Consider the following 21,413-nt stretch of genomic DNA (forward strand, 5'->3'; position numbering starts at 1 on the left):
TGAGCGCGGCGACGATGCGCACGGTGCGCGAAATCAGCAGGTCAGACCGGCTGGGGGAATCGTCAGATCGGTCAGATAGGCGATTACCGCGTCGTCCAGACATTGATTGCCCGCGACCAAGGCCGCGGTGTGTCTGGTGCCCTGATAGGTGATCAGCGCGGCGCCCAGCTGATCGGCCAGGTCGACACCGGCCTGATACGGCGTCGCCGGATCCTCGGTGGTCGACACCACGACCGTCTTCGGCAGACCGGGTGCCGCGATCTTGTGCGGTGTGCTGGTATTCGGCACCGGCCAGATGGCGCACAGTTCCAGCGGTACCGCACCGGTGCCGCGGCCGTCGTCCAGGAACGGCGCCGCCTTGCGGTATTCGGCGTCCTGACGGCCCGCCACCGCGCGATCGTCGATGCGCGGGTCATCGACACAGCGGATCGCGTTGAAGGCCTCCTGCGTGTTGTCGTAGGAGCCGTCGTCGCGGCGGCCGTCGTACAGATCGGCGAGCTTCAACAGCGTGTCGCCGCGCCCGTCCCGCAATTCGGACAGGCCGAGGGTGAGCACCCGCCAATAATCGTCGGAGTAGAGCGCCTGCTGCACCCCGGTGATGGCATCGCTGTAGCTGAGCCCGCGCGGATCGGTGGTCGGGGCGGATTTGGTTTCCAGCGGATTCACCAGCGCGCGGAACTTCGCGACCGCCTGGGCCGGATCGGTGCCGAGCGGGCAGTCCGCCTGCTTGGCGCAGTCGGCGGCATAGGCGTCGAAGGCCTTCTGGAATCCGGCCGCCTGCCGCAGCGATTCGTGCACCGGATCCTGTGCGGAGTCCACGGCGCCGTCGAGTACCAGCGCACGCACATTGTTCGGGAACTTCTCGGCGTAGGCCGAGCCGAGTTTGGTGCCGTAGGAGTACCCGAGATAGGTGAGTTTCGGATCGCCGAGCGCCGCCCGGATGACGTCCATATCCTGCACCACCTCGCGGGTGCCGACATGGGACAGGAACTCGGTGCCGGTGCGCTCGACACAGTGGCCGACGAACTGCCGGTTCTCGTCCTCGGCCTTGGCGATGCCCTCCGGGGTGTTGTCGGTCGGCAGTTCGGCCCGTTCCGCGTCGTTCTGCTGCGGGGTCAGACAGGCGATGCTCGGGGTCGAGGAGCCGACCCCGCGCGGATCGAAGCCGACCCGGTCGAAGCGCTCGGCCAGTGGCGTCTTGCCCGCGATACCCGATATCGACAGGCCCGATACCCCGGGGCCGCCCGGATTGAGCAGCAGCGAGCCGATTCGCTTGCCGCTGGCCGGGATTCGAGCCAGCGCCAGCGACGCGGTCGCGCCGCCGGGCTTGGCGTAGTCGACGGGCACATTGATGCGCGCGCACTCGGCCTTCGGCGCGGGGCGATCGTCCGCGGAGCCGAAGTCGTCGCAGGAGCCCCAGTTCACGGTCTGGCTGTAGAACTTCTCCAGGCCCGCGGGCGGTGTGGGTGGCGCCTGGCCCGGCTCGTCCTTGGAGGCGCCGCACCCGGCCGCCACCACCGTCAACGCCACCGCGATCAGCACACCACGCCCACTACGCACCCAAGACATATCAAAGATCCTGGCACGGCTCCCCCGCCTCCCCGAAACTTTGGCCGGTCGCAAGTGCCTCGAGCTTTAGTTCACCGGGCCGCCGGTTGGAAGTGCGACAAATTCTGGAGGTACTCGACGAGTCACCCATGCTCCCCCGCCTCCCCGGATCTCTTGCCATGCTTTGGTCACCGGGCCGACAGTTGGGACAGTGCCAAGTTCTGGGCGTACCCGACGGGTTACCTGTGTTCGGACGAAATCAGTCGTTGCGCTGGGAGTGGCGATGTGACCAATTGCACCGCTGATGGCCTTAAACGCGCCGCTCGGGAGGTGCACACTGGATTGGTCATACAAACCCGGGGACCCGCACGGGCCTCGAGGCGACAACCACGAAAGGGACGATGATGTCCGTATCCGAATCGGAAACCCCTGCCTACGGCGCTGCCCCGGCCACTACCAAAACGGCCAAGCGCAAGACACGGGTACATCATCTGCAGCAGATGAAGGCCGAGGGCGAGCGCTGGTCCATGCTGACCGCCTACGACTTTTCTTCCGCGCGCATCTTCGAAGAGGCGGGAATTCCGGTACTGCTGGTCGGCGACTCCGCGGCCAATGTCGTCTACGGCTACGACACCACCGTGCCGATCACCGTCGACGAGCTCATTCCGCTGGTGCGCGGTGTGGTCCGCGGCGCACCGCACGCGCTGGTGGTGGCCGATCTGCCGTTCGGCACCTACGAGACCTCGCCGCAGCAGGCCCTGGCCACCGCTACCCGGTTCATGAAGGAGGGCGGCGCGCACGCGGTGAAGTTGGAGGGCGGTGAGCGGGTCGCCCAACAGATCGCGCTGATCACCTCGGCCGGTATTCCGGTCATGGCACATATCGGCTTCACCCCGCAGAGCGTCAACACCCTCGGCGGCTTCCGGGTGCAGGGGCGCGGCGACGGTGCCGAACAGCTCATCGCCGATGCCATCGCGGTGCAGGAGGCCGGTGCGTTCTCCGTGGTGATGGAGATGGTGCCCGCCGAATTGGCCGGACAGGTCACCCGCAAGCTGACCATCCCGACCATCGGCATCGGCGCCGGCGTGGAATGCGATGCGCAGGTGCTGGTCTGGCAGGATATGGCGGGCTACACCTCGGGCAAGACCGCCAAGTTCGTCAAGCGTTTCGGCAATATCGGCGATGAACTGCGTTCCGCCGCAGCCGCTTACGCCGACGAGGTGCGTCGCGGGACCTTCCCCGGCCCCGAGCACAGCTTCTGAGTTCACGATGACCGGCCGGGCAGCGAACGCACCTGCGGCACTGCTCGGCCAGCCTGTGCGGCCGATGCTCGATTGGGCCACCGGAATCCTCACCGCACGCGGTGTGAAAATCGTTGGCGCGCCGGAGGAAACACGACGTCGCGCCTGGTCGCTGATCGTTCGCATTCCGACCGACGCGGGTCCGATGTGGTTGAAGGCCAACTCGCGCGCCTGCGCGCATGAAGGTCCGCTGTTGCAGACACTGTCCCGGTTGCGGCCCGGCAGTGTGCTCGAACCCATTGCGGTGCGAGCGGATCACGGCTGGGTGCTCAGCCCGGACGGCGGTGCCACCGCGCGGGACTCCGAGGCCGTGTGGACCGAACTGGTGCGCTCCTACGCCGATCTCCAGCTGGCGATGGCCGACCATATCGATGAACTGCGCGCCACCGGCACGCCGTATCTGCCGCCGCCCCAACTGATCACGGTCTACCGCCACTTCGAGCCGCGCGTCCCCGGCCTCGGCGCCGCGATCACCGAGGCCGCGACGGCGCTCGACGAATTCGGCAGGCTGAGCATCGAACACAACGATCTGCACCCCGGCAATGTCTTCACCGGTTCGGCGGCAGCCACCGGCATGCTGTTCGACTGGGGCGACGCGGTGCTCACCCACCCCCTGCTGTCCTGGCGTGTGCTGCGCGGCCCGCACCGCATCGAATACTTCGACCGGTGGCGGCGCGCAGGCATCGTCTCCGACACCGAGATCGCACTCGCCGACCGACTGGCCCCGCTGGTCGCCCTGCATCCGTGGCGCACCATCGACGCCTCGTCACCCCGCTTCGCGCGCTTCCTACAGGGGTTGCTGGACGATCTGCGCACAAGGTTTCGCTGACCGACCACCACGACCAGGGCCGATCCGCAACCACACGGCGGTGCTCAGCAAACTCGCGCGGGCCACCCCGGGCAAATAATGGCAGACTCGAAGCCGACAATATCGACACGAGCAGAGGTACCGATGGCGCAACCCGGTTGGATTTCACGCAGCACGCTGGTGGTGGCGGGTGTTTTCGCCGCCGCGGCACTCACCGCCTGCGGAAGCGGCTCGAACCCGGCGCCGACCGGCAGCTCCAGCTCGACCACCGGATCGGTGACGGCCACCGCCACCGCCGCGCCGGGCAAGACCACCGGCGCGGCCCCGACGACCTTGGAGATCTCCGACGCCTCGGCCACCCAGCTGTGCGACATGATCCGTCCCGAGCTGTCGAACTGGCGGGTGCAGGGGCCGACACTCGGCCGGATCGGGTACAACGCGCTGGTGCACGAATGGGCGCTGCGCAATGGCGGCATCAACGGCCATGTCCTCGCCGATAAGGGGATGATCGACCGGATCACCACCAAGAGCTGCGCCGATGTGCGCCAGCAGGCGCTGGAGGCGCTGGAACTGACCGATCTGGCTTCGGGACTCGCCTTCTGATGCGTACCCTCTATCCTCCGATCGAGCCCTACGACACCGGCATGCTCGACGTCGGTGCGGGGCAATCCGTGTACTGGGAGGTCAGCGGGAACCCGGACGGCAAACCGGTGGTATTCCTGCACGGCGGACCCGGCGGCGGCACCGAACCGTTCCACCGGCAGTTCTTCGATCCGGCGGCCTACCAGATCGTGCTGCTCGATCAGCGCGGCTGCGGCCGGTCGACGCCGCACATCGCCGACGGGGCGAGTCTGGAGACCAATACCACCGCACATCTGGTCGCCGATATCGAGGCACTGCGCACCCATCTCGGCATCGACCGCTGGCAGGTATTCGGCGGCTCCTGGGGTTCCACCCTCGCGCTCGCCTACGCGCAGCGGTATCCACAGCGGGTCACCGAGCTGGTGTTGCGCGGGATCTTCCTGTTGCGGCGCAAGGAAATCGACTGGTACTACAACGGCGCGGCGGGCAACATCTACCCGGACGAGTGGGAGAAGTTCCTGGCCCCGGTGCCCGAGGACGAGCGCGAGGGCGATCTGGTGCAGGTGTACCACCGGCTGCTGCACTCCCCCGACGAGCAGGTCGCGCTCGCGGCCGCCATCGCCTGGTCCACCTGGGAGGGCGCGACGAGTTCGCTACTGCCGCAACCGGATCGGGTGCAGGAGAGCGCCGAACCGCGGTTCGCCCTGGCATTCGCCAGGATCGAGAACCACTACTTCGTCAACGGCGGATTCCTCGACGAGGGGCAGCTACTGCGCGATATCGGTACCATTGCACACATCCCGGCCGTCATCGTGCAGGGCCGCCACGACGTCGTGTGCCCGGCCACCAGCGCCTGGGAATTGCACCGCGCTTGGCCCGGTTCGGTACTGCACATCGTCGACGACGCCGGACACGCCGCCGCCGAACCCGGCATCACCCACCATCTCGTCGAGGCAACCGACGGATTCGCGAAAGTGAGCTGAGATATGCGGGTCACAGCCGGAGACGCCATCATCGCGGCGCTACGCGACGATGTCGACCGGCTGCTGGCCGCCGAACCGGAAGTCCGTGCCGACGCCTGGGATTCGGTACACCAGATGCGCGTCGCGACGCGCAGGCTGCGCAGCGTGCTGCGCTCGTATCGCAGTCTTTTCGAGTCCGCGCCGGTCGCCGCCATGCAGCAGGAGCTGAAGTGGCTGGCGGGTCTGCTCGGCGTCGCCAGGGACGCCGAGGTGCGCGCGGATCGGTTCGCGGCGCTGCTCGCCGCGCATGCGCCGCAGGATGAATTCGCCCGGCTGGCAACGGAGTCCAGGGCGGCCGAGGCCGCGGCGGGCGTGACCGTAGCGCGATCCGCCGGAGACGGATACGTCCCCGGCACCACCGAATACGTCCGCACCGAACTGGTCGACGCCGAGAAGGCCCAATACGCCAGCGCGCACGCCGAAATCCTCACCGCACTCGACGGCAAGCGCTATCACGCACTGCGCCAAGAGCTTTCGGCCTGGCGCACACATCCGCCCCTCGACCCACACCGGGCCGAAAGCCCCGCCGCCGAGGTCTTCGAACGCATCCTGCGCAAGGACCGCAAGCGCTTACGACGACTGGTCTACGCCGAACCCGCCGTCTCGGCCGATGAACGCATCGAACTACTGCACGATATCCGCAAGAGCGCCAAACGCCTCCGCTACTGCTGCGAGGGCGCCGTCGACGTACTCGGCAGTGCCGCAAAGGATCTCGGCACCGAGGCAAAACGCCTGCAAACCGTACTCGGCGACCACCGTGACGCCGTCGATTCCCGCGCCGCGATCCTGGCCCGAGCCACCGCAACCCACGCCACCGGGGTCAACGCGACGATCTATGAACTACTCGCCGACGCCGAGGAGATCGCGGCGGGCGAAGCCCTGGCCAAGTATCCGGCCGCAGCGGCGTTCGTTTCCGGGTGAGATGCCGGAGTCAACGCTCCGATGTCAGTGGACCTTGCCCCAGCTATCATCCTTCCACGGGCTTGTTGCGCCATCGGTCCAGTGCGGCCCCAACCAGCGCACGAGCAGCCTTGCCGGTCACAGACTGCGCGGCGAGCGTTTCGAACGCGCGGGCGTACAGCGCAATCTCTCGAGGTTGAGTGATCGTCAGCTCTGCTGAGATCGCTTCGACCAAGACCATGCGCTCATCGAACATGACGAAGTTCGTTGCGGGCGTGCGCCATTCGGCATCAGAAGGTACGACACCGAACAACATCCGAGGTATGCCCATGACTGCGAGGAGCCGGTCCAGCTGACCGGTCATAACCTCAGGGTTACCCACAGTGGTCGACAACGACTGTTCGGCTATCAGGATATGGAACCGGTGGTCACCCCGGTACATGACTTGTTGGCGCTCGAGACGTTTCGATACGCCTTGGTCGACGTCGTTGGGTATTCGGTAGAACTCGACACCTCGGCGTAGTACCGCCTCGGCGTACTCGGCCGTTTGGAGAATCCCAGGGATCAATACCGGTTCGTAGATCCGCATGAGCTTGGTCTGTTCGGCCAGCGACACGGACCGTTCCTGGCGTCGCCTGGTACCAGCGTGGAGCACTCGCCGCCATTCGAGGTATGCGGCTTCTATGTTGCGGACAGTGGCTATCAGGTCCGCTAGCTGGTTCTTGGTGCCGGTGTGGGCGCAGTACGCGCGTAGATCCGCCTCCGAGGGGGTGCGGTCCCCGGTTTCCAGCTTGGACACCTTGGACTCGTGCCAGCCCGCCATAGCGGCGAGCTGGCGTCCCGAAAGTCCCGCATCCTTCCGGATCTCGCGGAGGCGCTTCCCGAGCGCCTCCCGCTGTTCGTGAACCGAGTTGGTCACTTCGGAATGCTGGTCGCCGCGTAGTCCTCGAACGGCGTAGCCAACTCCCACAGCCGACGCTTCACGCTGACGCAGTGATCAACGATCCAAGCGTCCGAGGTGATGGTTACACCGAGCCCGCGCCCTTCGACATCGCGGGCGTGGAACGCTACTCGTTCGTCATCCAACAACCAGTAGTCCTCAGCGGGCACGTCCTCGGCAAGCTGCCGCGGCAGGTACCGGATGTCTTCCCCAGCCTGGATGTTCTGGGGTGTCGTCGTCAACATCCAACGGTGATAGTCGGTGTGTGGCTCGGTGAGCACCCGCACCCGTCGCACGGCTACCCCCCGGCCGGTCGTCTCCTCGATGAGCGACCGCCATGGACGAAACCATTCGAAGCCGCCGGCTTGCTCGCCGTCGAGGAACCGACGCAACGGTTCGGACTCTACGGCGACGCCGTAGGAGTCGCGCACTTCGAGGTGGAACGCTTCGCGCTGGCAAGAACGAAGAAGATCCGGGTACGGATCACCTTGCAGCAGAAGCACCGTAATAGCTCCTCTCTAGTTTCGGCACCTCGATGGCCGTCTCGTCTTCGGCGAGGTCGAGCTGTGCCAGCGTGTCGGGTTCAGTGATCGGTCGGCCGGACAAGCTGAACGTACCCCGGCCAGTGTCCGTCATCGGTGCCCCGACGAATGTATTCGGCTCAGCGAACCCGAGTAGCAAGTGTGGGATCTCGACTGTGCCGGGGTTGCCGGTTCGCCAGCCCTGGACGACAAACGAGTGTTCTGTCGCGTACAGCGTCGGGCACTCGCCGACGGTAGAACCGCCCTTGCCGAGGAACTTTAAGCGCATGATCTTGGCTCCCGTCCAGGAGTGTGACCGTGTGTGACACCCCCGCAGATCATGGTGCCGCATCAAATCCTGCTATATAGCCTGTACAGCAACGTTCGGCCAAGTTCTGTCAAGTTGCTAGCGACCGGCGTCGCTGACTCCTCAGCGTCTGATCTGGCCCCCGTGACATGTGACGCCAACCGGTCACGGGGTGCCTACCACGCCACGGATGGACAGGGGTCGGCATGGACAGGCGTACAAGGATTTTCGAATTCCCGGTTGGTGTTCTGGAGATGACCGACTACGGCGACGGAGACGACGGTCCGGGGGTGCACCTGGAGTTGCGGACTCCAGCCGATCGTGTTCTACCGCAACGTGTTCCGGGTGCTGCAGTCGTGGATCACCACGTCAGCCCTGCCGAACCTGCCGACGCCGAGACGTGCGCCACGGTGCTGCGACTGCTCCAAGACCTGCCGTGATCACGTTCGGCTGGGTTGTCGCGATCGGGCTACCGCTGGCGGTGATGGTCGGAGTGATCGTGTGGCCTGAGCGGATACCGAAGGACCGCACCGTCAGGGGAATCCGCGAACGGATCGAACGCGAGGACACGGGCGGGATGAAGCCCGACCCGTCACGGGAGTACTGATCGGCTCCCAGCTGATCAGGCTATTGGAATGGGGAAACGTTGCGGTACAAAATTTCCCGGCTGAGCGCGATCGTCGCAGCGCTCGGCGCGATACTGGTTTTCGGCGCAGACAGCAACGTCGTGATCGGCAGTCCCAGCGGGCCGCTGGTGACCGATGCGCGAAGACAGCTGTGTGACAACGGATTCCTCTTCACCAAGCCAACGATCGTACCGCCGGACCTACACGCTGATGCGTGGGCGAAATGCGATATGCCCCGCGACGGCGATCCAGGGTTGACCCACGGATTACTACATGAGCTTGCAGCGGCTCAATAACTCCGGCCAGTGGGATTCTGTGGGTCAGCACGTACGAACCCGGCTGGTGCCGTGGTCGCGTCAGACCCACACCGCGACCGCTCCGTGTGTGCCGGGGACGTGGCGTATGTACGCCCAGGTAGTGGGTACGATCCAGGGCAGGCCATACGGCCCGATCGAGACCATATCTGGCACACGAGATGTTTCGGCCGACGAATGCAAAATAGGCGGATGACATGAGATTGCCGAACGGACGGCGGTACGCCGACTACGACGGTCCGGTTACCGTACGCGATCACCTGACCGGCCTATGGAGAGCGGCGACGCGACCACGAGCCCGACGTTGGCTGAACCCACGGCACACGGGTGCGGGCCACATGCTGCTTCGCGAGATGGGCTGGTGGACAGTGCGACCCATGATCGGGTGGCGGTCACGGCGATGGGTCAGCAAGCCGACTTACGCAACACGCGCCATTCCCAGCAATGATCTCGAGGCAGCCCGGAACTGGATGGTCGTGTCTCTCGGAATCTGACCGAACCAGGCGGTGCGGCGAGCAGATGGTTCCAGCAGCCGTGCGCACGTGGACGGCGCTGGCGACGGAGTTCGGGGCGGGTGCGCACCCGCGCGGCCGTCACGGCAGCGCGGGAATGCCCTTCCCGGGGGAGTCAAAGGCTTGGCAGACAACGAATCTCATCGCGGTGATGCTTCGCGGCGCATCCAGGCCATCGACATGGCAGGTCAAGATGGACCGGGCCGGGTGGCCAAGGATACCGTCCGCATCACCGCGACGGCTACCTCAGGGCCGCAGCACCGATACCAGGAATTCGGTCTGGTCGTACACGGTCTGCTCAAAAACGTCATCGAAGTAGAGGTCGAAATGCCCCACCGGATAGCGCTTTACGATCGCGTGCTTGGTGCGTTCGGCCGCGCGCAGCGTCGGCTTTGGCGGTGCGATGGAGTCTTTGTCGGCGACCGCGTAGAACACCGGCATCTTCAGTGCCTTGGCCCGGCGGCCGGGAGAATCGAACAGGCTCGAGAATGCCACGCGGGCTGCGACTTTCGGTTCGTAGGTCTCGCTCTCCTCGGCGAGCCGGCCGTAACCCTCCGGCACATCTGGCGCGCTCATCAGCGCCGCCGCACGCTTGCGTCCGGCCAGTCGGATACGGACCGGCTTGCGTCGAAGCGGGCCGATGAGCAGATCAGTGGCCGCGATGGTGGCGACCTTGGTTAAGCTGGTCGGCCCCTTCGCCATTGCCGAGGCCCAGCCGCTGGTGAACGGAACCTGGGCGACCACGGCCGCGATGTAGTCGTCGTCGGGTGCGACGGCCAGGACGTGGCCGCCACCGAATGAGGTGCCCCACAGGGCGATTCGAGTGGCGTCGAAGCCACGCAGCGTCCGGGCGTACGCGATGGCCGAGCGCCAGTCCGCACGCTGCCGGGCGATATGTAGTAGCTGGCGCGGCTCGCCCTGGCTGGCCCCGAAGTGCCGGTAATCGAATACCAGCACGCCCATTCCGGCGGCGGCGAAGCGCCGCGCGTACCTATCCAATCCCATCTCCCGATTCGCGCCGAGACCGTGCCCCATGATGACGAGTGGGCGGGGCTTGGGGATGCCAGCGGGTGGATACAGCCAGGCAGCGCACTGCTCACTACCCGAGGGAAAACTGACCTCGACACGTTCCATGGCACCTCACCGTACTGTTGCGGTCCGAACTATTGCCCCCCGACCGGTAACGAGGTCAGGCCAGTGAACAACGTACCCCGTGATCAAAGTAGGCTAAACGCTGCGGACGAGTTGGCCGGGCGGCCGCGGTGACGGGAACGGGCACGCGAGTGCCGCCGCCCGGCACCGAGGAAAGTCCGGACTCCACAGAGCAGGGCGGTTGCTAACGGCAACCCGGGGTGACCCGCGGGACAGTGCCACAGAGAACAGACCGCCCACGATCCTCCGGGATCGTGCGGTGAGGGTGAAACGGTGCGGTAAGAGCGCACCAGCGCCCCGGGTGACCGGGGCGGCTAGGTAAACCCCGCCCGGAGCAAGGTCGAAGGTCGCATCGTTCGCGATGTGGCTGCGCAGGTGTTCGAGGGTTGCTCGCCCGAGCCTGCGGGTGGACCGCTCGAGGCACCCGGCAACGGTGTGTCCAGATGGATGGCCGTCACCCGGTGCGAACCGGGGACAGGATCCGGCTTACAGGCCAACTCGTCCGCCCCGTAATCCAGTGCTCACCGGGGCATCCGGTGCCATGATGGAAGTGGACCGTCGATCCGGTATTCGGTGCGGTCGGACACTTCGTGCGGGGTGTAACCATGGATATTCTTGGCATTATCGGGGCGATCTTCGGGGTCGGGGCGATCGCGGGCGGGGTGCTCACCGCGATGAGCGCGCGCGTGGTCGCCCAATACGAGAAGGGGCTGGTATTCCGGTTCGGCCGGGTGGTCGGCACCCGAGATCCCGGACTGCGCATGCTGATTCCCTTCGTCGACCGGATGCGCAAGATCTCCACGCAGATCGTCACCATGCCGGTGCCCGCGCAGGACGGCATCACCCGCGACAACGTGACCGTCCGGGTCGACGCGGTGGTCTACTTCCGGGTGATCGACCCGGTCTGCGCGGTGGTGGAGGTGCAGAACTATCTGTTCGCGGTGGGACAGGTGGCCCAGACGTCGCTGCGGTCGATCATCGGCAAGAGCGATCTGGACAGCCTGTTGTCCAACCGCGAGGAGTTGAACAAGGGCCTGGAGATCATGATCGATAGCCCGGCACTGAGCTGGGGTATCCACATAGATCGCGTGGAGATCAAGGATGTCTCCATCCCGGATTCGCTGAAGCGCTCGATGTCGCGGCAGGCCGAGGCGGAGCGGGAACGGCGGGCGCGGGTCATCTCCGCCGAGGGCGAGTTGCAGGCGTCGAAGATGTTGGCGCAGGCGGGCGCCCAGATGGCGGAGTCGCCGGCATCGCTACAACTGCGGCTGCTGGAGACGGTGGTTCAGGTTGCGGCGGAGAAGAATTCGACATTGGTGCTGCCGTTCCCGGTGGAACTGCTGCGCTTCCTGGAGCGCGGCACCCAGCCGGAGTCGACCGGCACCGGCACCACCTCGGCGGCGTCCGAGCCCACCCCGGTCGCGAAGGAATCGGCCGCACCGGAGATCAACCCGTCCGAACCGGCCCCGGCGCTCGGTCCGGGCAACACGCCCGCGACGAGCCAAGATGGTATGCGCTCGTAACACAACGGGCGTATACCGATACGGGTACGGCGACGGTCCAGCGCCGTACAGCCCGCATCGGTAGCTCAACGTAAGGAAACCGGGCCGATGTCCATACTGATTCCCGTGATCTCGATCATCGTCATGATCACCGTCGGATACGTGTTGAAATACCTGCCCAATTACCTGCCGTGGCTGAAGGATTGATCAGCCGGAAAGCTGATCAGCAGAGCATCTTCGCCATCTGGTAGATCGCCTGGGCCTCTTCCTTGGAGGCCTCGGCGCTGCCCTTCGTGCGCTTGATGACGTTCTGGACGATCTCGTCCTCGCTCTTGCCGCCCTTGATGTCCTTGCAGGTGTCGGCCAAGACGCTGCGGATCTTGGCGTCGTCTTTGCCATCGGCGAGCTTGGGGAAGGCGCTGCGGTAGCTGACGACGAACGTCCCCGCCTTGACACTGTCCAGGTTTTCGGAGCCGGCCGCGTTGGCCGCCGAGGTGGTTGCGGCGCCGGATGACGAGGCGGCGGTGGAGGAGGCTTTGTCATCGCTGCAACCAGCGATGAGCAGGGCGAAGACGGCGGAGCTGGCCGCGATCGCGGCGGTAGTTCTGGTCACGGAGCGGGATGCTAGCGGGACTCGGGAAACGCCGCCTCCCGTGTGGTTAACGGAAGGCGACGAACACCGCATCGGTGACTGTGAGGTCAGAGCGGGCCGACCATCAAGACCTGAGCCCAATACGACGCCTGCTCGGGACCGAGCAGCGGCATCAGGTAATCGAAAAGAATCGTTGACATCAGTGGATAACTCCCAATTGTCGACGTAGGGACGCTGGCGAATGTGCGGGAAAGGCAAACCCCGCCACGCCGGGGAACCCTAGCAGCCACTGTGTGACGGCGCCCGGCTCAGCGTGTTCGGTATGTCGATTCGGCGGGAACTGGCCTTGAACGTGATCGACGTCATAGAGTAGGCGCCGTTGGTAAGCCCCGTAGCCGGGCCGCCACGAACCCTCCCCATTCTTCGATCATGGAAGCAGGTCTGAATCTTTATGCGGATTGTTCGTTCACTGGTCGCCGGTGCGTTGATCGCCGGGGCCGCATCGGTTTTCGCCATGCTGGGTACCGGATCCGCCTCGGCGGTCGCGGTCACCCCGCTGGCGGGTGGGGTCCGGGTCGACCTCAACCCGGCCGACACCGCCTGGGTGCACCAGAATCACATCGGGCAGGCCATCGCCGGTCTGCCGCATCCGTCGGCGGCGTCGTTCGGCGAGGCGCTGGACGCCGCAGCCGACGTCTCGGCCAGCGTCCCGGGTGGACGGGTGACCTTTACTGTGTACGGCCCGCTCAATGAATTGAACGGCACGATGCTGGCACTGCAGTAGAGCACGAGTGCGAAACCGTGGAACTCCACCAGCGGATCGTTTCGGCACCGGTCGATTTCGGTGCCATTCGATCCGAATTCGGATTGGCCTCGGCGTATCCCGCCGAGGCCACCACGGCGGCCCGCGACGCGATCGACGCGTTCGCGGGCCATCGCAGTGATCGCACCGATATTCCGTTCGTCACGATCGACCCGCCCGGCGCCCTGGATCTGGACCAGGCGGTACATATCGAACGCACCGCATCCGGCTTCACCGTGCATTACGCGATCGCCGATGTCGGCGCCGTCATCGACCCGGCTGGCCCACTGGCCAGAGAAGCGGGTATGCGCGGCCAGACCTTCTATCTCCCCGACGGCACCGTGCCGCTGCATCCGACGATCCTGTCGGAGAACTCCGCGAGCCTGCTCCCCGAACAGACCAGGCCCGCCGCCCTGTGGACCATCGAATGCGATGAGAACGCCGAGCCGCAACGGTTCTCGGTGGTCCGGGCGACCGTGCGCTCCCGGGCCCGGCTCGACTACGCGAGCGTCCAGGCCGACGCCGACGCGAACCGCCTGCACCCCTCGATCGCGGCCCTGCCGGAATTCGGCACGCGGCGCATCGAGGCCGGGCTGGCGCGTGGCGCGATCGGGCTGCGATTGCCCGCCCAGAGCATTATCCGCGACGACAGCGCCGACGGGCACTGGCGCCTCGTTGTCGAACCGCGCACCGCGGCCGATGACTGGAACGAGCAGGTTTCGCTGCTCACCGGCATGTGCGCGGCGCGAATCATGTTGAACGGCAGTGGATCCGACGGCGCACCAGGCGCCGGTGCGCGCATCGCGCTCTTGCGGACCATGCCGCCGCCCACGGAATCGGCGATCGATTCGATGCGTAGGACCGCCGCGGCGCTCGGGGTCGAATGGCCCACGGACGAGTCCGTCGGGCGGATGTTGGCGGGGTTGGATCCGAAGGCGCCCGCGACGCTGGTGCTGATGTCGGAAGCGACCGGGCTCTTGCGGGGCGCCGCCTACACCGTGCTCGACGGCGCGATGGACGAAGCGGGTGGTTCGCCGATCGGTGGCGGGCGGACAACCCGCGGCGCGGCGGCTGGCGGTGGCGGGCAATCGGTTGGCGGTGGACCGACCGGCGGCGGGCAGGAGGCCGGAAGCGGCCGGGCGACCGGCGGCTCGCGCTCGACGAACGGCGCTCGATCCGGGAACAACGCACCCAACAATCTGCAGCACAGCGCGATCGGCGCGCCGTACGCACACGTGACCGCGCCGCTGCGCCGCCTCGCGGATCGGTTCGCCACCGAGATCTGTCTGGCCCGCTGCGCCGGAACCGAAGTGCCGCAATGGGTTCGCGATGGCCTGGTCCCCACCGCCGAATCGATGAAGCGCAGCGACAGCATCGCGGGCAAGGTGGAACGGGCCTGCATCGACCTGACCGAGGCCACCCTGCTCGCCGAACGCGGCGGCACGGTCTTCGATGCCATAGTGGTACGCGAGGCCAATGGCAGCCGCGCCGCCGAAGTCTTCGTCGCCGACCCACCCGTGGTCGGCCCCTGCCTGGGCGGGCCACCCGAGGGTTCGAATGTCCAGGTGCGCCTGATCGCCGCCGACCCCGCGACCCGCAAGGTCGGCTTCACCTTCCCGGCCTGACCGGGCCGACTGATGCACCCTTGCGCTGTTCGAATCCACGACCCCCGTTCGCTCCCGGACTAGTCTGAACCCACGGTTGCCCTCGACGGGAGGCTCGATGCGACCGATCTGGCCGATCGCCTTGACCTGCGCGGTCGTCGTGGTGGCGACCGGGTGCGGCACCTCGACGCCGCCCGAGTCGAGCCGATTGCCCTTACACCAACTCCGGCAGCTCGACCTGCCCGGTGCGGCGGTGCGATTCGACTACATGAGCCTGGACGCCGGATCCGGCGTGCTGTGGGTGGCACATATGGGTGCGGGTGCGGTCGTCGAGATCGATATCCGCGCCCATCGCGTGGTGCGTACGATCGCCGACCTGCCCGACGTGCACGGCGTGCTCGCGGTTCCGCAGCGGCATCGAATCTTCGCGACCGCGACCGGACGCAACCAACTCGCGACCATCGACTCCGATAGCGGCACCATCCTGCGCACCTCGCCGACCGGTGACTATCCGGACGGACTCGCCTACGATCCGCGCCGCGGCGCGGTGTGGACCACCGACCAGCGCGCCGGGACCGAAACGGTTGTCGACGCCGAAACCGGAACCGTCCGTGGCACGGTGCCATTGGGTGGTGAAGTCGGCAATGTCGTCTATGACGCCGATACCGACCGAATGATCGTCGCGGTCCAGGGCAGGACCGATCTCGCCGTCATCGATCCGGAGACGCTGACGGTGACCGACCGGATTCCGGTACCCGGCTGCGCCGGACCGCACGGTCAGGCACTGGATGCGGCCGACCGGCTGATGTTCGTCGGATGCGAGGACAATGCCCGCCTGGTCACCGTCGATCTCACCCGTCGCACCGTGATCGATGCGAACAGCGTCGGCCGGACTCCCGATGTGCTGGTCTACGACAATTCGGCCCATCGGCTGTATGTGGCCGCCGAGAGCGGCTGGGTGAGCCTGTTCGACCAGCGCGACGGACACACCATCGCCCTCGCATCCGATCATCTTGCCGAGGGCGCGCATACGGTCGCCGTCGATCCGGATACTCACCACAGCTTCTTCCCACTGCCGAAGGGCCGGGGTGGTGGACCGGTGCTGTTGGAGTTCGAGCCTTCGGCATAGATCGGCGGTAGATTGCGGGCAGCGAGCGATGTAGCCGACCTGGGGAGCGTGCGATGACCGATCCACTGGCACTGGAGATTCGGCGGCAGCGGTTGTTCGATCGGCTGCGCGAACTTCGTGGGGAACTGGCCGAGTTGGATGCGGATTACGGATCATTGCAAACCTCGGGGATGCTGGTCGATACCGAGGGCATCGGGGCGCTCACCACCCCGGCCTACTGCATCGCGGGGGCGCGGGAAGTGTTCGAGGAGGCCTCGATCGAGCTCGACGCGGCGGCCGACGCGCTCGATCGCGCAGGGGTCTACACCACCAGGCTGCGCCCGGTCGTCTTGGACTGACTCGCGGCGGCGAACCTGTCGGTGCCTGCCGCTATCCTCACCTGCCATGAACCTCGCGACCGCCGCCGTCGCCGATATCGTCGACGCCATCGATCCGCTCGACGAGCTCGAGCGCCAACACATCGCGGAAACGCTGGCCTGGCTCGCCGCCACCGACGACGTATTCCGTCGAGTCAAACCCGATACGCCGCCGCGGCATCTGGTCTCCTACGTCGTGCTCGTCGACCCGCAAACCCGCAGCGTCCTGCTCGGCCGCCATCGCCTGGCCGGACTGTGGCTGCCGACCGGCGGTCATATCTCGCCAGGCGAACACCCCCTGACCGCCGCCGGGCGCGAGGCGGCCGAGGAGCTGGGTCTCGATGCCGAATTCACCGTCACCGGAACCGAACCGCTGTTCCTCACGGTGACCACGACCGTCGGAATCGACAGCGGCCACGAGGATGTCAGCCTCTGGTATGTCATCCGCGGCGACCGTACCCGCGAATACACGCTGGACCCGGGCGAATTCAGCGCGTCACGCTGGTGGGAGATCGATACCTTCGACCGCACCGACGCCGACCCGCACTTCACCCGCTTCCTGGCGAAGCTCGAACCTCTACTCCCCGAACCGATGCCGGACCGGTAGGCACTACCGTTCGATGTCCTCGGACCCGACGTATTCGATGCCGGTGACGATATCGGGCAGGATTCTGGTCACCCGATCGCCCGCCCCGACCGTGCGCTCCGGCAAGAACTGCTGATAGTGCAGGATTTCGTGTTGGTCGCGGACGGTATCGGCAATGCCGGTCACGATCACACACCAGCCAAGGGAGGTTTCGTGATCGATCGTGTCCACCTCATAGGCGACCACCTGACGATCGAGCGAACTGGTTGTCGCGGAGTCGGCGTAGAGCACCAGTTGGTCATCGACAACCGCATGGCTGACCGGCCGAATGGCGGGTAAGGCGTAGCGCGAGAACGCAACACGACCGAATCCGATCGTGCCGAGCAAATGCAGCGACGCATCGACCGACAGTTCGCGTGACTCCCGCACACCGTTTACTGTCATCCCTCCATTGTCCACCCGTTCGTCACGCGAAGCAGCCCCCTAATCGATCAGCACACCACGTGCTGAGCTCGGACGCGACGAATGCGGAATCAACGGGTTCTAGATCCTGTTGTGTACCAAGTGATTACCGTATGAGTACAACGAAAAGTGGTACAGGAGTATCGAATTCCCCGGGGAGGCGATCATTGCCGCGGTATCGTGCGCGTTAGAATACCCATGTCTCCGGGTCCCGAAGCGTGGGCGCCAATACGAATCAGATGACTCAGGAGGAATGTTATGCCCGACAATGCGCGGTCGAGCGCGCAGAGCGACACCCGTCGACTTCCCGGCAGCCGCATGGGCATCAGTAGAGGCCCCCGGCGCAAGCCACGACGATCCTTCGTCCCCACCAATGAGCTCTCCGCCGGTGCAACCGCATTCGCCGATTCCAGCGATCGGCTGGTGCGCCGCCTCTTCGATGTCGGGCTCCGACTACACAAGCTCCGCGTCGTCTTCGATCGGCGCGATCCGAGCTCAGCCGAATTGCAGACGACCAGCGATGCCATCGCCGAAATGCTCGACGATCTCGACAGCCTCATCCGCGAAACCGGACTGGCCATGCTCGAACTCGCCCGCGAACGACACGCGGAGCCACCACGTCAGCCCCACCCCGAGACGACGCGCGACGACCGGACCACCAACCGCACCGGCCGACTGCGTTGAATCCGCGTCTCAGGCCGGCGGCCCGGTGTCGCGCTGCCGACGACTCAACGTGAGCCCGCGCCTATCGCTCAGCATGGGCACCGCATCCAGGACGGCCGGGCACCTGTGCAGGCTCGCGACTTCCGCGACAGGAGCCCACACGCCGGGCGCCCAATCGCTGGCCCCGACGGACCGATGCACCCGACTGACCCAGGTGCGACCGGCCGTTGTGCGAACGGGTACGGCGACGGCGGCAGCGATGAGCTGATAACCGCTGGTCCCCGGGTCACTCGCGGGCAGATATGCGGTTGCACGACCGCGAGATGTCGGTGCAAGATCGCCGAATGAGCGTGCGGCAGTTGGGCGGGGACGAGTGGATGGTCGCACAGGAGATCCGGCTCGACGCCCTCGCGGGATCACCACCGGGGACATTCGCGACGACCTACGAGGTGGCCGCGCAGTGGGACGAATGGCAATGGCGGCAATGGGTGGGCACGCGACTGCTGTTCGTCGCCGAGAATGGCGATCGCGTCGTCGGCTGCGCGGGCATCATCACCGAGACCGAGCCGCCCACGGTGGTATCGGTCTGGGTGAATCCATGTGCGCGCGGGCAGGGTACATCGGATCTCCTGCTGGCCGCTACGATCAATTGGGCTCGCGAACTTGGTCATCATCACCTGCGACTCTGCGTCGTCGTCGGCAATCAGCACGCCGAACGCCTATACCTGCGAACAGGTTTCACCTTCACCGGACGCGAACAGCGTTGCGCCGATGACGATCCGCGCATGGAGCGCGAGATGGTCATCGCACTGGCTTCCGCACCACCGCAGCCAGCACCTAGCCAAGGTCGCGGTTGACGACCACGTCGCAGCCAACCCCAGCACCCCCACCAACGTCGGGGATAACGGCCACATCGCAACCACCACCAGCAGCCTCACCAAAGTCGGGGATGACGGCCGGTTCGGAACCGGCGATCGCGGCGATGACATTGATCGGCACGATCCGAGCTCGCCCGAAGGCTCCGACAGCTGCCGCACTCACAGCCCGGCCCGGCGCACCCCGCGGGCCTGCAGCCCCGCGAATACCGCAACCCACACCGCCCCGATCAGCAGGAACATCACCCCGAGCCCGGTCAGCTCCAGCACACCGGAGAACGCCGACACCACCAGCGTCACCGCCGATACCGCGTTGACGCCGATGACCGCAGTCGCGTGGCCCGGCACCAGCTCTGGATATCCCGCGATGAGCAGCAGCGCGAGCCCGCCGCCGATCATCGCGACAGCGAATGGAATGGACCAGGCCGTCGGCAGCCCGAGCGGTCCGCTCAGCGCCGCCGCCGCGGCGAGCATGACGACGCCGAAGGCCCCGGTTCCCCATCCGTCCAGGCGCAGCACCGTCCGCAAGAAATCGGTGTCCGACGCGGGCCGGGCGCTGAGTGTAGACGCGCTCATATCCATCTCCTGAGGTCGATCCATAGCAGCCGATCGGCTCCCGGCACCGACCATGCCCGGTTCGAGGTACAGGTCTCAATAACCTCCGAGGTCATGGCCGAACGCAGGCAACGCTGACTAGCCTGCTCGGGTGGCATCAACTCGGACGGACACACGTGTCGGCGCACTGCTGCGCGACTGGCGGCAGCGACGCAGGCTCAGTCAGCTCGACCTGGCGCTATCGGCGGACAGTTCCGCGCGGCACATCTCCTATGTGGAGACCGGACGGTCCAAACCGAGTCGGGCCATGATCCTGCGGCTCTGCGATGCACTGGAGGTGCCGCTGCGCGAGCGCAATACCCTGCTGCTGGCCGCCGACTACGCGCCCGCCTACCGGGAGAGCAGTCTCGATGACGCCGGCCTGGCCTCGGTCCGTTCCGCGCTCGACATCATGCTGACCGCGCACGAACCCTATCCGGCGGTGGTGGTGGACCGGCTGTGGCATGTGGTCGGTGAAAACGCCGCGATGGGCTTGTTCATGACCGGCATCCCCGACGAACTGCTGCTGCCGCGGCCGAATGTCTATCGGCTGGTGCTGCATCCCGATGGCCTCTCGGGCCGACTCGCCAACCTGACCCAGGTACGGGAGTTGTTCCTGGAGCGACTGTCCCGCCAGGTCGATGCGACCGGCGACGCCGAGCTGCGGGCACTCTACGACGAGGTTGTCGCCTATCCCCTGCCGCCGGACTACCGCGAAGAACCGGATGACGATGCGGCACAACCGAGTCCGTTCGAGGTCCCGCTGCGTATCCGGACTCCGTTCGGCGAACTGCGCATGTTCAGCACCATGGCCACCTTCGGCGCGCCTGCCGATATCACGCTCTCCGAGCTCGCGATCGAATTGTTCTACCCCCTGGACGCATGCACCGCCGACGCCCTGCGCGGGCTCGCGGCGGTGAACTCCACATCGGATCAGATGGGCTGGAATCCGCTGCCGACACCACCGGTGGCGTCCACGGCCTGGAGGATCTGATCGATCGGCGCGAAAAATGCCGGTGAGTGCACGGGATTCGCGCCCAAGGTGCACGGAATGTTGAATCCGAGGCCGCCGAGGCGGGTCAGCCGCCCCTGATTCATACCCACCAGTCGATCACCCACCGTGACCGGACCACCGGAATCGCCGGGCCTGGAACAGGACTGGTTGATAACGCTGCCCTCCAGCGTGCCCCACACGATGCCGCAGTCGATTCCGCCGCTGCGCCCGCTCGTGCACACCGGTTCACCAGGGGCGGGCGCGGCACCGAACCCGGCGATGGTGGTCGGGCCGATATTGCGCGCGGGCGTGACCTTCGCCGGATCGAATTCCAGCACCGCGAAGTCCAGGCCCGCGCCCTCATCGGAGTATGCGACCGTGCCGATCACACCGGTGTCGAGGAACTGCTCGGCGCCCAATCGCGCACCGGTCGGGGCGCAGTGTCCGGCGGTCAGCCCGACCAGTCGTCCGGCGCTGTCGTAGCCGATGGCGGTCAGCGAACACACCGCGTTGCTATCGAAGACCAGACCGGTACCTCCGCCGACCACGGCATTTCCCGCCGCTTGCGCGGTACCGGCCCCCACGAGACACCCCGCGGCCGCGGCCAGTGCGAGCATTGCGAACTTCAACGGCAACTACTCTCCCTCTCGAAAAGCGCTGGCCGACATCGGAATCGACTCAGGCGTTGGCCGACCGCACACGCGATGGAGAGCCACCCCGA

General features: G+C 66.2%; 25 protein-coding genes, 1 other RNA gene and 1 pseudogene. 17 read left to right on the top strand and 10 right to left on the bottom strand.

The window, feature by feature from the left end; all coding sequences use genetic code 11:
- Positions 1–33: 33 nt before the first annotated feature.
- The gene (locus tag ACQP2D_RS31990) at positions 34–1,569 is read right to left on the bottom strand and encodes an alpha/beta hydrolase (protein ID WP_433679634.1); all 1,536 of its coding nucleotides are present in this window, start codon (positions 1,567–1,569) and stop codon (positions 34–36) included.
- A gap of 383 nt (positions 1,570–1,952) precedes the next feature.
- Here ACQP2D_RS31990 and panB point away from each other — a divergent pair, with 383 nt between their 5' ends.
- The 5 genes from panB to ACQP2D_RS32015 all read left to right on the top strand — a co-directional run bounded on the left by panB (position 1,953) and on the right by ACQP2D_RS32015 (position 6,182).
- Positions 1,953–2,810, top strand: coding sequence for a 3-methyl-2-oxobutanoate hydroxymethyltransferase (panB, locus tag ACQP2D_RS31995; protein WP_433679635.1), 858 nt, complete (start codon positions 1,953–1,955; stop codon positions 2,808–2,810).
- 7 nt (positions 2,811–2,817) lie between these two features.
- Complete coding sequence (locus tag ACQP2D_RS32000) at positions 2,818–3,678, top strand: phosphotransferase (RefSeq protein ID WP_433679636.1); 861 nt, start codon at positions 2,818–2,820, stop codon at positions 3,676–3,678.
- A gap of 123 nt (positions 3,679–3,801) precedes the next feature.
- On the top strand, positions 3,802–4,260 hold the full coding sequence (locus ACQP2D_RS32005; RefSeq protein ID WP_433679637.1) for a hypothetical protein: 459 nt from the start codon (positions 3,802–3,804) through the stop codon (positions 4,258–4,260).
- Complete coding sequence (gene pip, locus ACQP2D_RS32010) at positions 4,260–5,222, top strand: prolyl aminopeptidase (RefSeq protein WP_433679638.1); 963 nt, start codon at positions 4,260–4,262, stop codon at positions 5,220–5,222. Before ACQP2D_RS32005 ends, pip begins: the two co-directional genes overlap by 1 nt.
- A 3-nt stretch (positions 5,223–5,225) precedes the next feature.
- Positions 5,226–6,182 (top strand): CHAD domain-containing protein, encoded by a 957-nt coding sequence (locus ACQP2D_RS32015; protein ID WP_433679639.1) that lies wholly within the window; start codon positions 5,226–5,228, stop codon positions 6,180–6,182.
- A 46-nt stretch (positions 6,183–6,228) separates the two neighbouring features.
- Here the strand turns inward: ACQP2D_RS32015 and ACQP2D_RS32020 are convergent, their stop codons facing one another.
- From ACQP2D_RS32020 to ACQP2D_RS32035, 4 genes and pseudogenes are all read right to left on the bottom strand, one after another.
- The gene (locus ACQP2D_RS32020) at positions 6,229–6,777 is read right to left on the bottom strand and encodes a DUF5753 domain-containing protein (RefSeq protein WP_433685826.1); all 549 of its coding nucleotides are present in this window, start codon (positions 6,775–6,777) and stop codon (positions 6,229–6,231) included.
- 108 nt (positions 6,778–6,885) lie between these two features.
- A pseudogene (locus ACQP2D_RS32025) lies at positions 6,886–7,131 on the bottom strand (helix-turn-helix domain-containing protein); the annotation flags it as partial.
- Positions 7,077–7,604, bottom strand: coding sequence for a DUF6879 family protein (locus ACQP2D_RS32030; protein WP_433679640.1), 528 nt, complete (start codon positions 7,602–7,604; stop codon positions 7,077–7,079). The gene ACQP2D_RS32030 and the pseudogene ACQP2D_RS32025, both read right to left, overlap by 55 nt.
- Positions 7,585–7,911 carry a hypothetical protein gene (locus ACQP2D_RS32035; RefSeq protein ID WP_433679641.1) on the bottom strand — a complete coding sequence of 109 codons (327 nt, stop codon included), beginning with the start codon at positions 7,909–7,911 and terminating at the stop codon, positions 7,585–7,587. Before ACQP2D_RS32035 ends, ACQP2D_RS32030 begins: the two co-directional genes overlap by 20 nt.
- Before the next feature lie 224 nt (positions 7,912–8,135).
- Here ACQP2D_RS32035 and ACQP2D_RS32040 point away from each other — a divergent pair, with 224 nt between their 5' ends.
- On the top strand, positions 8,136–8,369 hold the full coding sequence (locus ACQP2D_RS32040) for a hypothetical protein (RefSeq protein ID WP_433679642.1): 234 nt from the start codon (positions 8,136–8,138) through the stop codon (positions 8,367–8,369).
- Positions 8,366–8,536 carry a hypothetical protein gene (locus tag ACQP2D_RS32045; protein ID WP_433679643.1) on the top strand — a complete coding sequence of 57 codons (171 nt, stop codon included), beginning with the start codon at positions 8,366–8,368 and terminating at the stop codon, positions 8,534–8,536. The genes ACQP2D_RS32040 and ACQP2D_RS32045 overlap by 4 nt, the downstream gene beginning before the upstream one ends.
- Before the next feature lie 1,091 nt (positions 8,537–9,627).
- Here the strand turns inward: ACQP2D_RS32045 and ACQP2D_RS32050 are convergent.
- Complete coding sequence (locus tag ACQP2D_RS32050) at positions 9,628–10,515, bottom strand: alpha/beta hydrolase (RefSeq protein WP_433679644.1); 888 nt, start codon at positions 10,513–10,515, stop codon at positions 9,628–9,630.
- A gap of 107 nt (positions 10,516–10,622) precedes the next feature.
- Here ACQP2D_RS32050 and rnpB point away from each other — a divergent pair.
- Positions 10,623–11,038, top strand: an RNA gene (gene rnpB, locus ACQP2D_RS32055) — RNase P RNA component class A.
- 100 nt (positions 11,039–11,138) lie between these two features.
- Complete coding sequence (locus ACQP2D_RS32060) at positions 11,139–12,056, top strand: slipin family protein (protein ID WP_433679645.1); 918 nt, start codon at positions 11,139–11,141, stop codon at positions 12,054–12,056.
- A gap of 202 nt (positions 12,057–12,258) precedes the next feature.
- Here the strand turns inward: ACQP2D_RS32060 and ACQP2D_RS32065 are convergent, their stop codons facing one another.
- The gene (locus tag ACQP2D_RS32065; RefSeq protein WP_433679646.1) at positions 12,259–12,648 is read right to left on the bottom strand and encodes a hypothetical protein; all 390 of its coding nucleotides are present in this window, start codon (positions 12,646–12,648) and stop codon (positions 12,259–12,261) included.
- A gap of 430 nt (positions 12,649–13,078) precedes the next feature.
- Between ACQP2D_RS32065 and ACQP2D_RS32070 the strand changes: the two genes are divergently transcribed.
- The 5 genes from ACQP2D_RS32070 (at position 13,079) to ACQP2D_RS32090 (ending at position 17,125) form a co-directional block, all read left to right on the top strand.
- Complete coding sequence (locus ACQP2D_RS32070; RefSeq protein WP_433679647.1) at positions 13,079–13,411, top strand: hypothetical protein; 333 nt, start codon at positions 13,079–13,081, stop codon at positions 13,409–13,411.
- A gap of 17 nt (positions 13,412–13,428) precedes the next feature.
- Complete coding sequence (locus ACQP2D_RS32075) at positions 13,429–15,054, top strand: RNB domain-containing ribonuclease (RefSeq protein ID WP_433679649.1); 1,626 nt, start codon at positions 13,429–13,431, stop codon at positions 15,052–15,054.
- Positions 15,055–15,151: 97 nt separating this feature from the next.
- Positions 15,152–16,162 carry a YncE family protein gene (locus ACQP2D_RS32080; protein ID WP_433679650.1) on the top strand — a complete coding sequence of 337 codons (1,011 nt, stop codon included), beginning with the start codon at positions 15,152–15,154 and terminating at the stop codon, positions 16,160–16,162.
- Positions 16,163–16,215: 53 nt separating this feature from the next.
- Entirely contained in the window at positions 16,216–16,500 is a 285-nt protein-coding gene (locus ACQP2D_RS32085) for a hypothetical protein (RefSeq protein WP_433679651.1), read from the top strand.
- Positions 16,501–16,546: 46 nt separating this feature from the next.
- Positions 16,547–17,125, top strand: coding sequence for an NUDIX hydrolase (locus tag ACQP2D_RS32090; protein ID WP_433679652.1), 579 nt, complete (start codon positions 16,547–16,549; stop codon positions 17,123–17,125).
- A gap of 3 nt (positions 17,126–17,128) precedes the next feature.
- Here ACQP2D_RS32090 and ACQP2D_RS32095 read toward each other — a convergent pair whose 3' ends face one another.
- Positions 17,129–17,548, bottom strand: coding sequence for a pyridoxamine 5'-phosphate oxidase family protein (locus ACQP2D_RS32095; protein WP_433679653.1), 420 nt, complete (start codon positions 17,546–17,548; stop codon positions 17,129–17,131).
- Between the two features lie 276 nt (positions 17,549–17,824).
- Here ACQP2D_RS32095 and ACQP2D_RS32100 point away from each other — a divergent pair, with 276 nt between their 5' ends.
- Together ACQP2D_RS32100 and ACQP2D_RS32105 are read left to right on the top strand one after the other, a co-directional pair.
- Positions 17,825–18,250 carry a hypothetical protein gene (locus ACQP2D_RS32100; protein ID WP_433679654.1) on the top strand — a complete coding sequence of 142 codons (426 nt, stop codon included), beginning with the start codon at positions 17,825–17,827 and terminating at the stop codon, positions 18,248–18,250.
- A 323-nt stretch (positions 18,251–18,573) separates the two neighbouring features.
- On the top strand, positions 18,574–19,086 hold the full coding sequence (locus tag ACQP2D_RS32105; RefSeq protein ID WP_433679655.1) for an N-acetyltransferase family protein: 513 nt from the start codon (positions 18,574–18,576) through the stop codon (positions 19,084–19,086).
- A 180-nt stretch (positions 19,087–19,266) separates the two neighbouring features.
- Here ACQP2D_RS32105 and ACQP2D_RS32110 read toward each other — a convergent pair whose 3' ends face one another.
- Complete coding sequence (locus ACQP2D_RS32110) at positions 19,267–19,680, bottom strand: hypothetical protein (RefSeq protein ID WP_433679656.1); 414 nt, start codon at positions 19,678–19,680, stop codon at positions 19,267–19,269.
- A 130-nt stretch (positions 19,681–19,810) separates the two neighbouring features.
- Between ACQP2D_RS32110 and ACQP2D_RS32115 the strand changes: the two genes are divergently transcribed.
- Positions 19,811–20,692: a helix-turn-helix domain-containing protein gene (locus ACQP2D_RS32115; RefSeq protein ID WP_433679657.1), complete on the top strand. Its 882-nt coding sequence runs from the start codon at positions 19,811–19,813 to the stop codon at positions 20,690–20,692.
- On the opposite strand, the gene ACQP2D_RS32120 is transcribed toward ACQP2D_RS32115, so the two are convergent.
- On the bottom strand, positions 20,632–21,327 hold the full coding sequence (locus ACQP2D_RS32120) for a S1 family peptidase (protein WP_433679658.1): 696 nt from the start codon (positions 21,325–21,327) through the stop codon (positions 20,632–20,634). The genes ACQP2D_RS32115 and ACQP2D_RS32120 overlap by 61 nt on opposite strands.
- Between the last annotated feature and the right edge of the window lie 86 nt (positions 21,328–21,413).

The organism is Nocardia sp. CA-119907, from assembly GCF_050955995.1.
In the GTDB taxonomy this organism is placed as follows: domain Bacteria; phylum Actinomycetota; class Actinomycetes; order Mycobacteriales; family Mycobacteriaceae; genus Nocardia.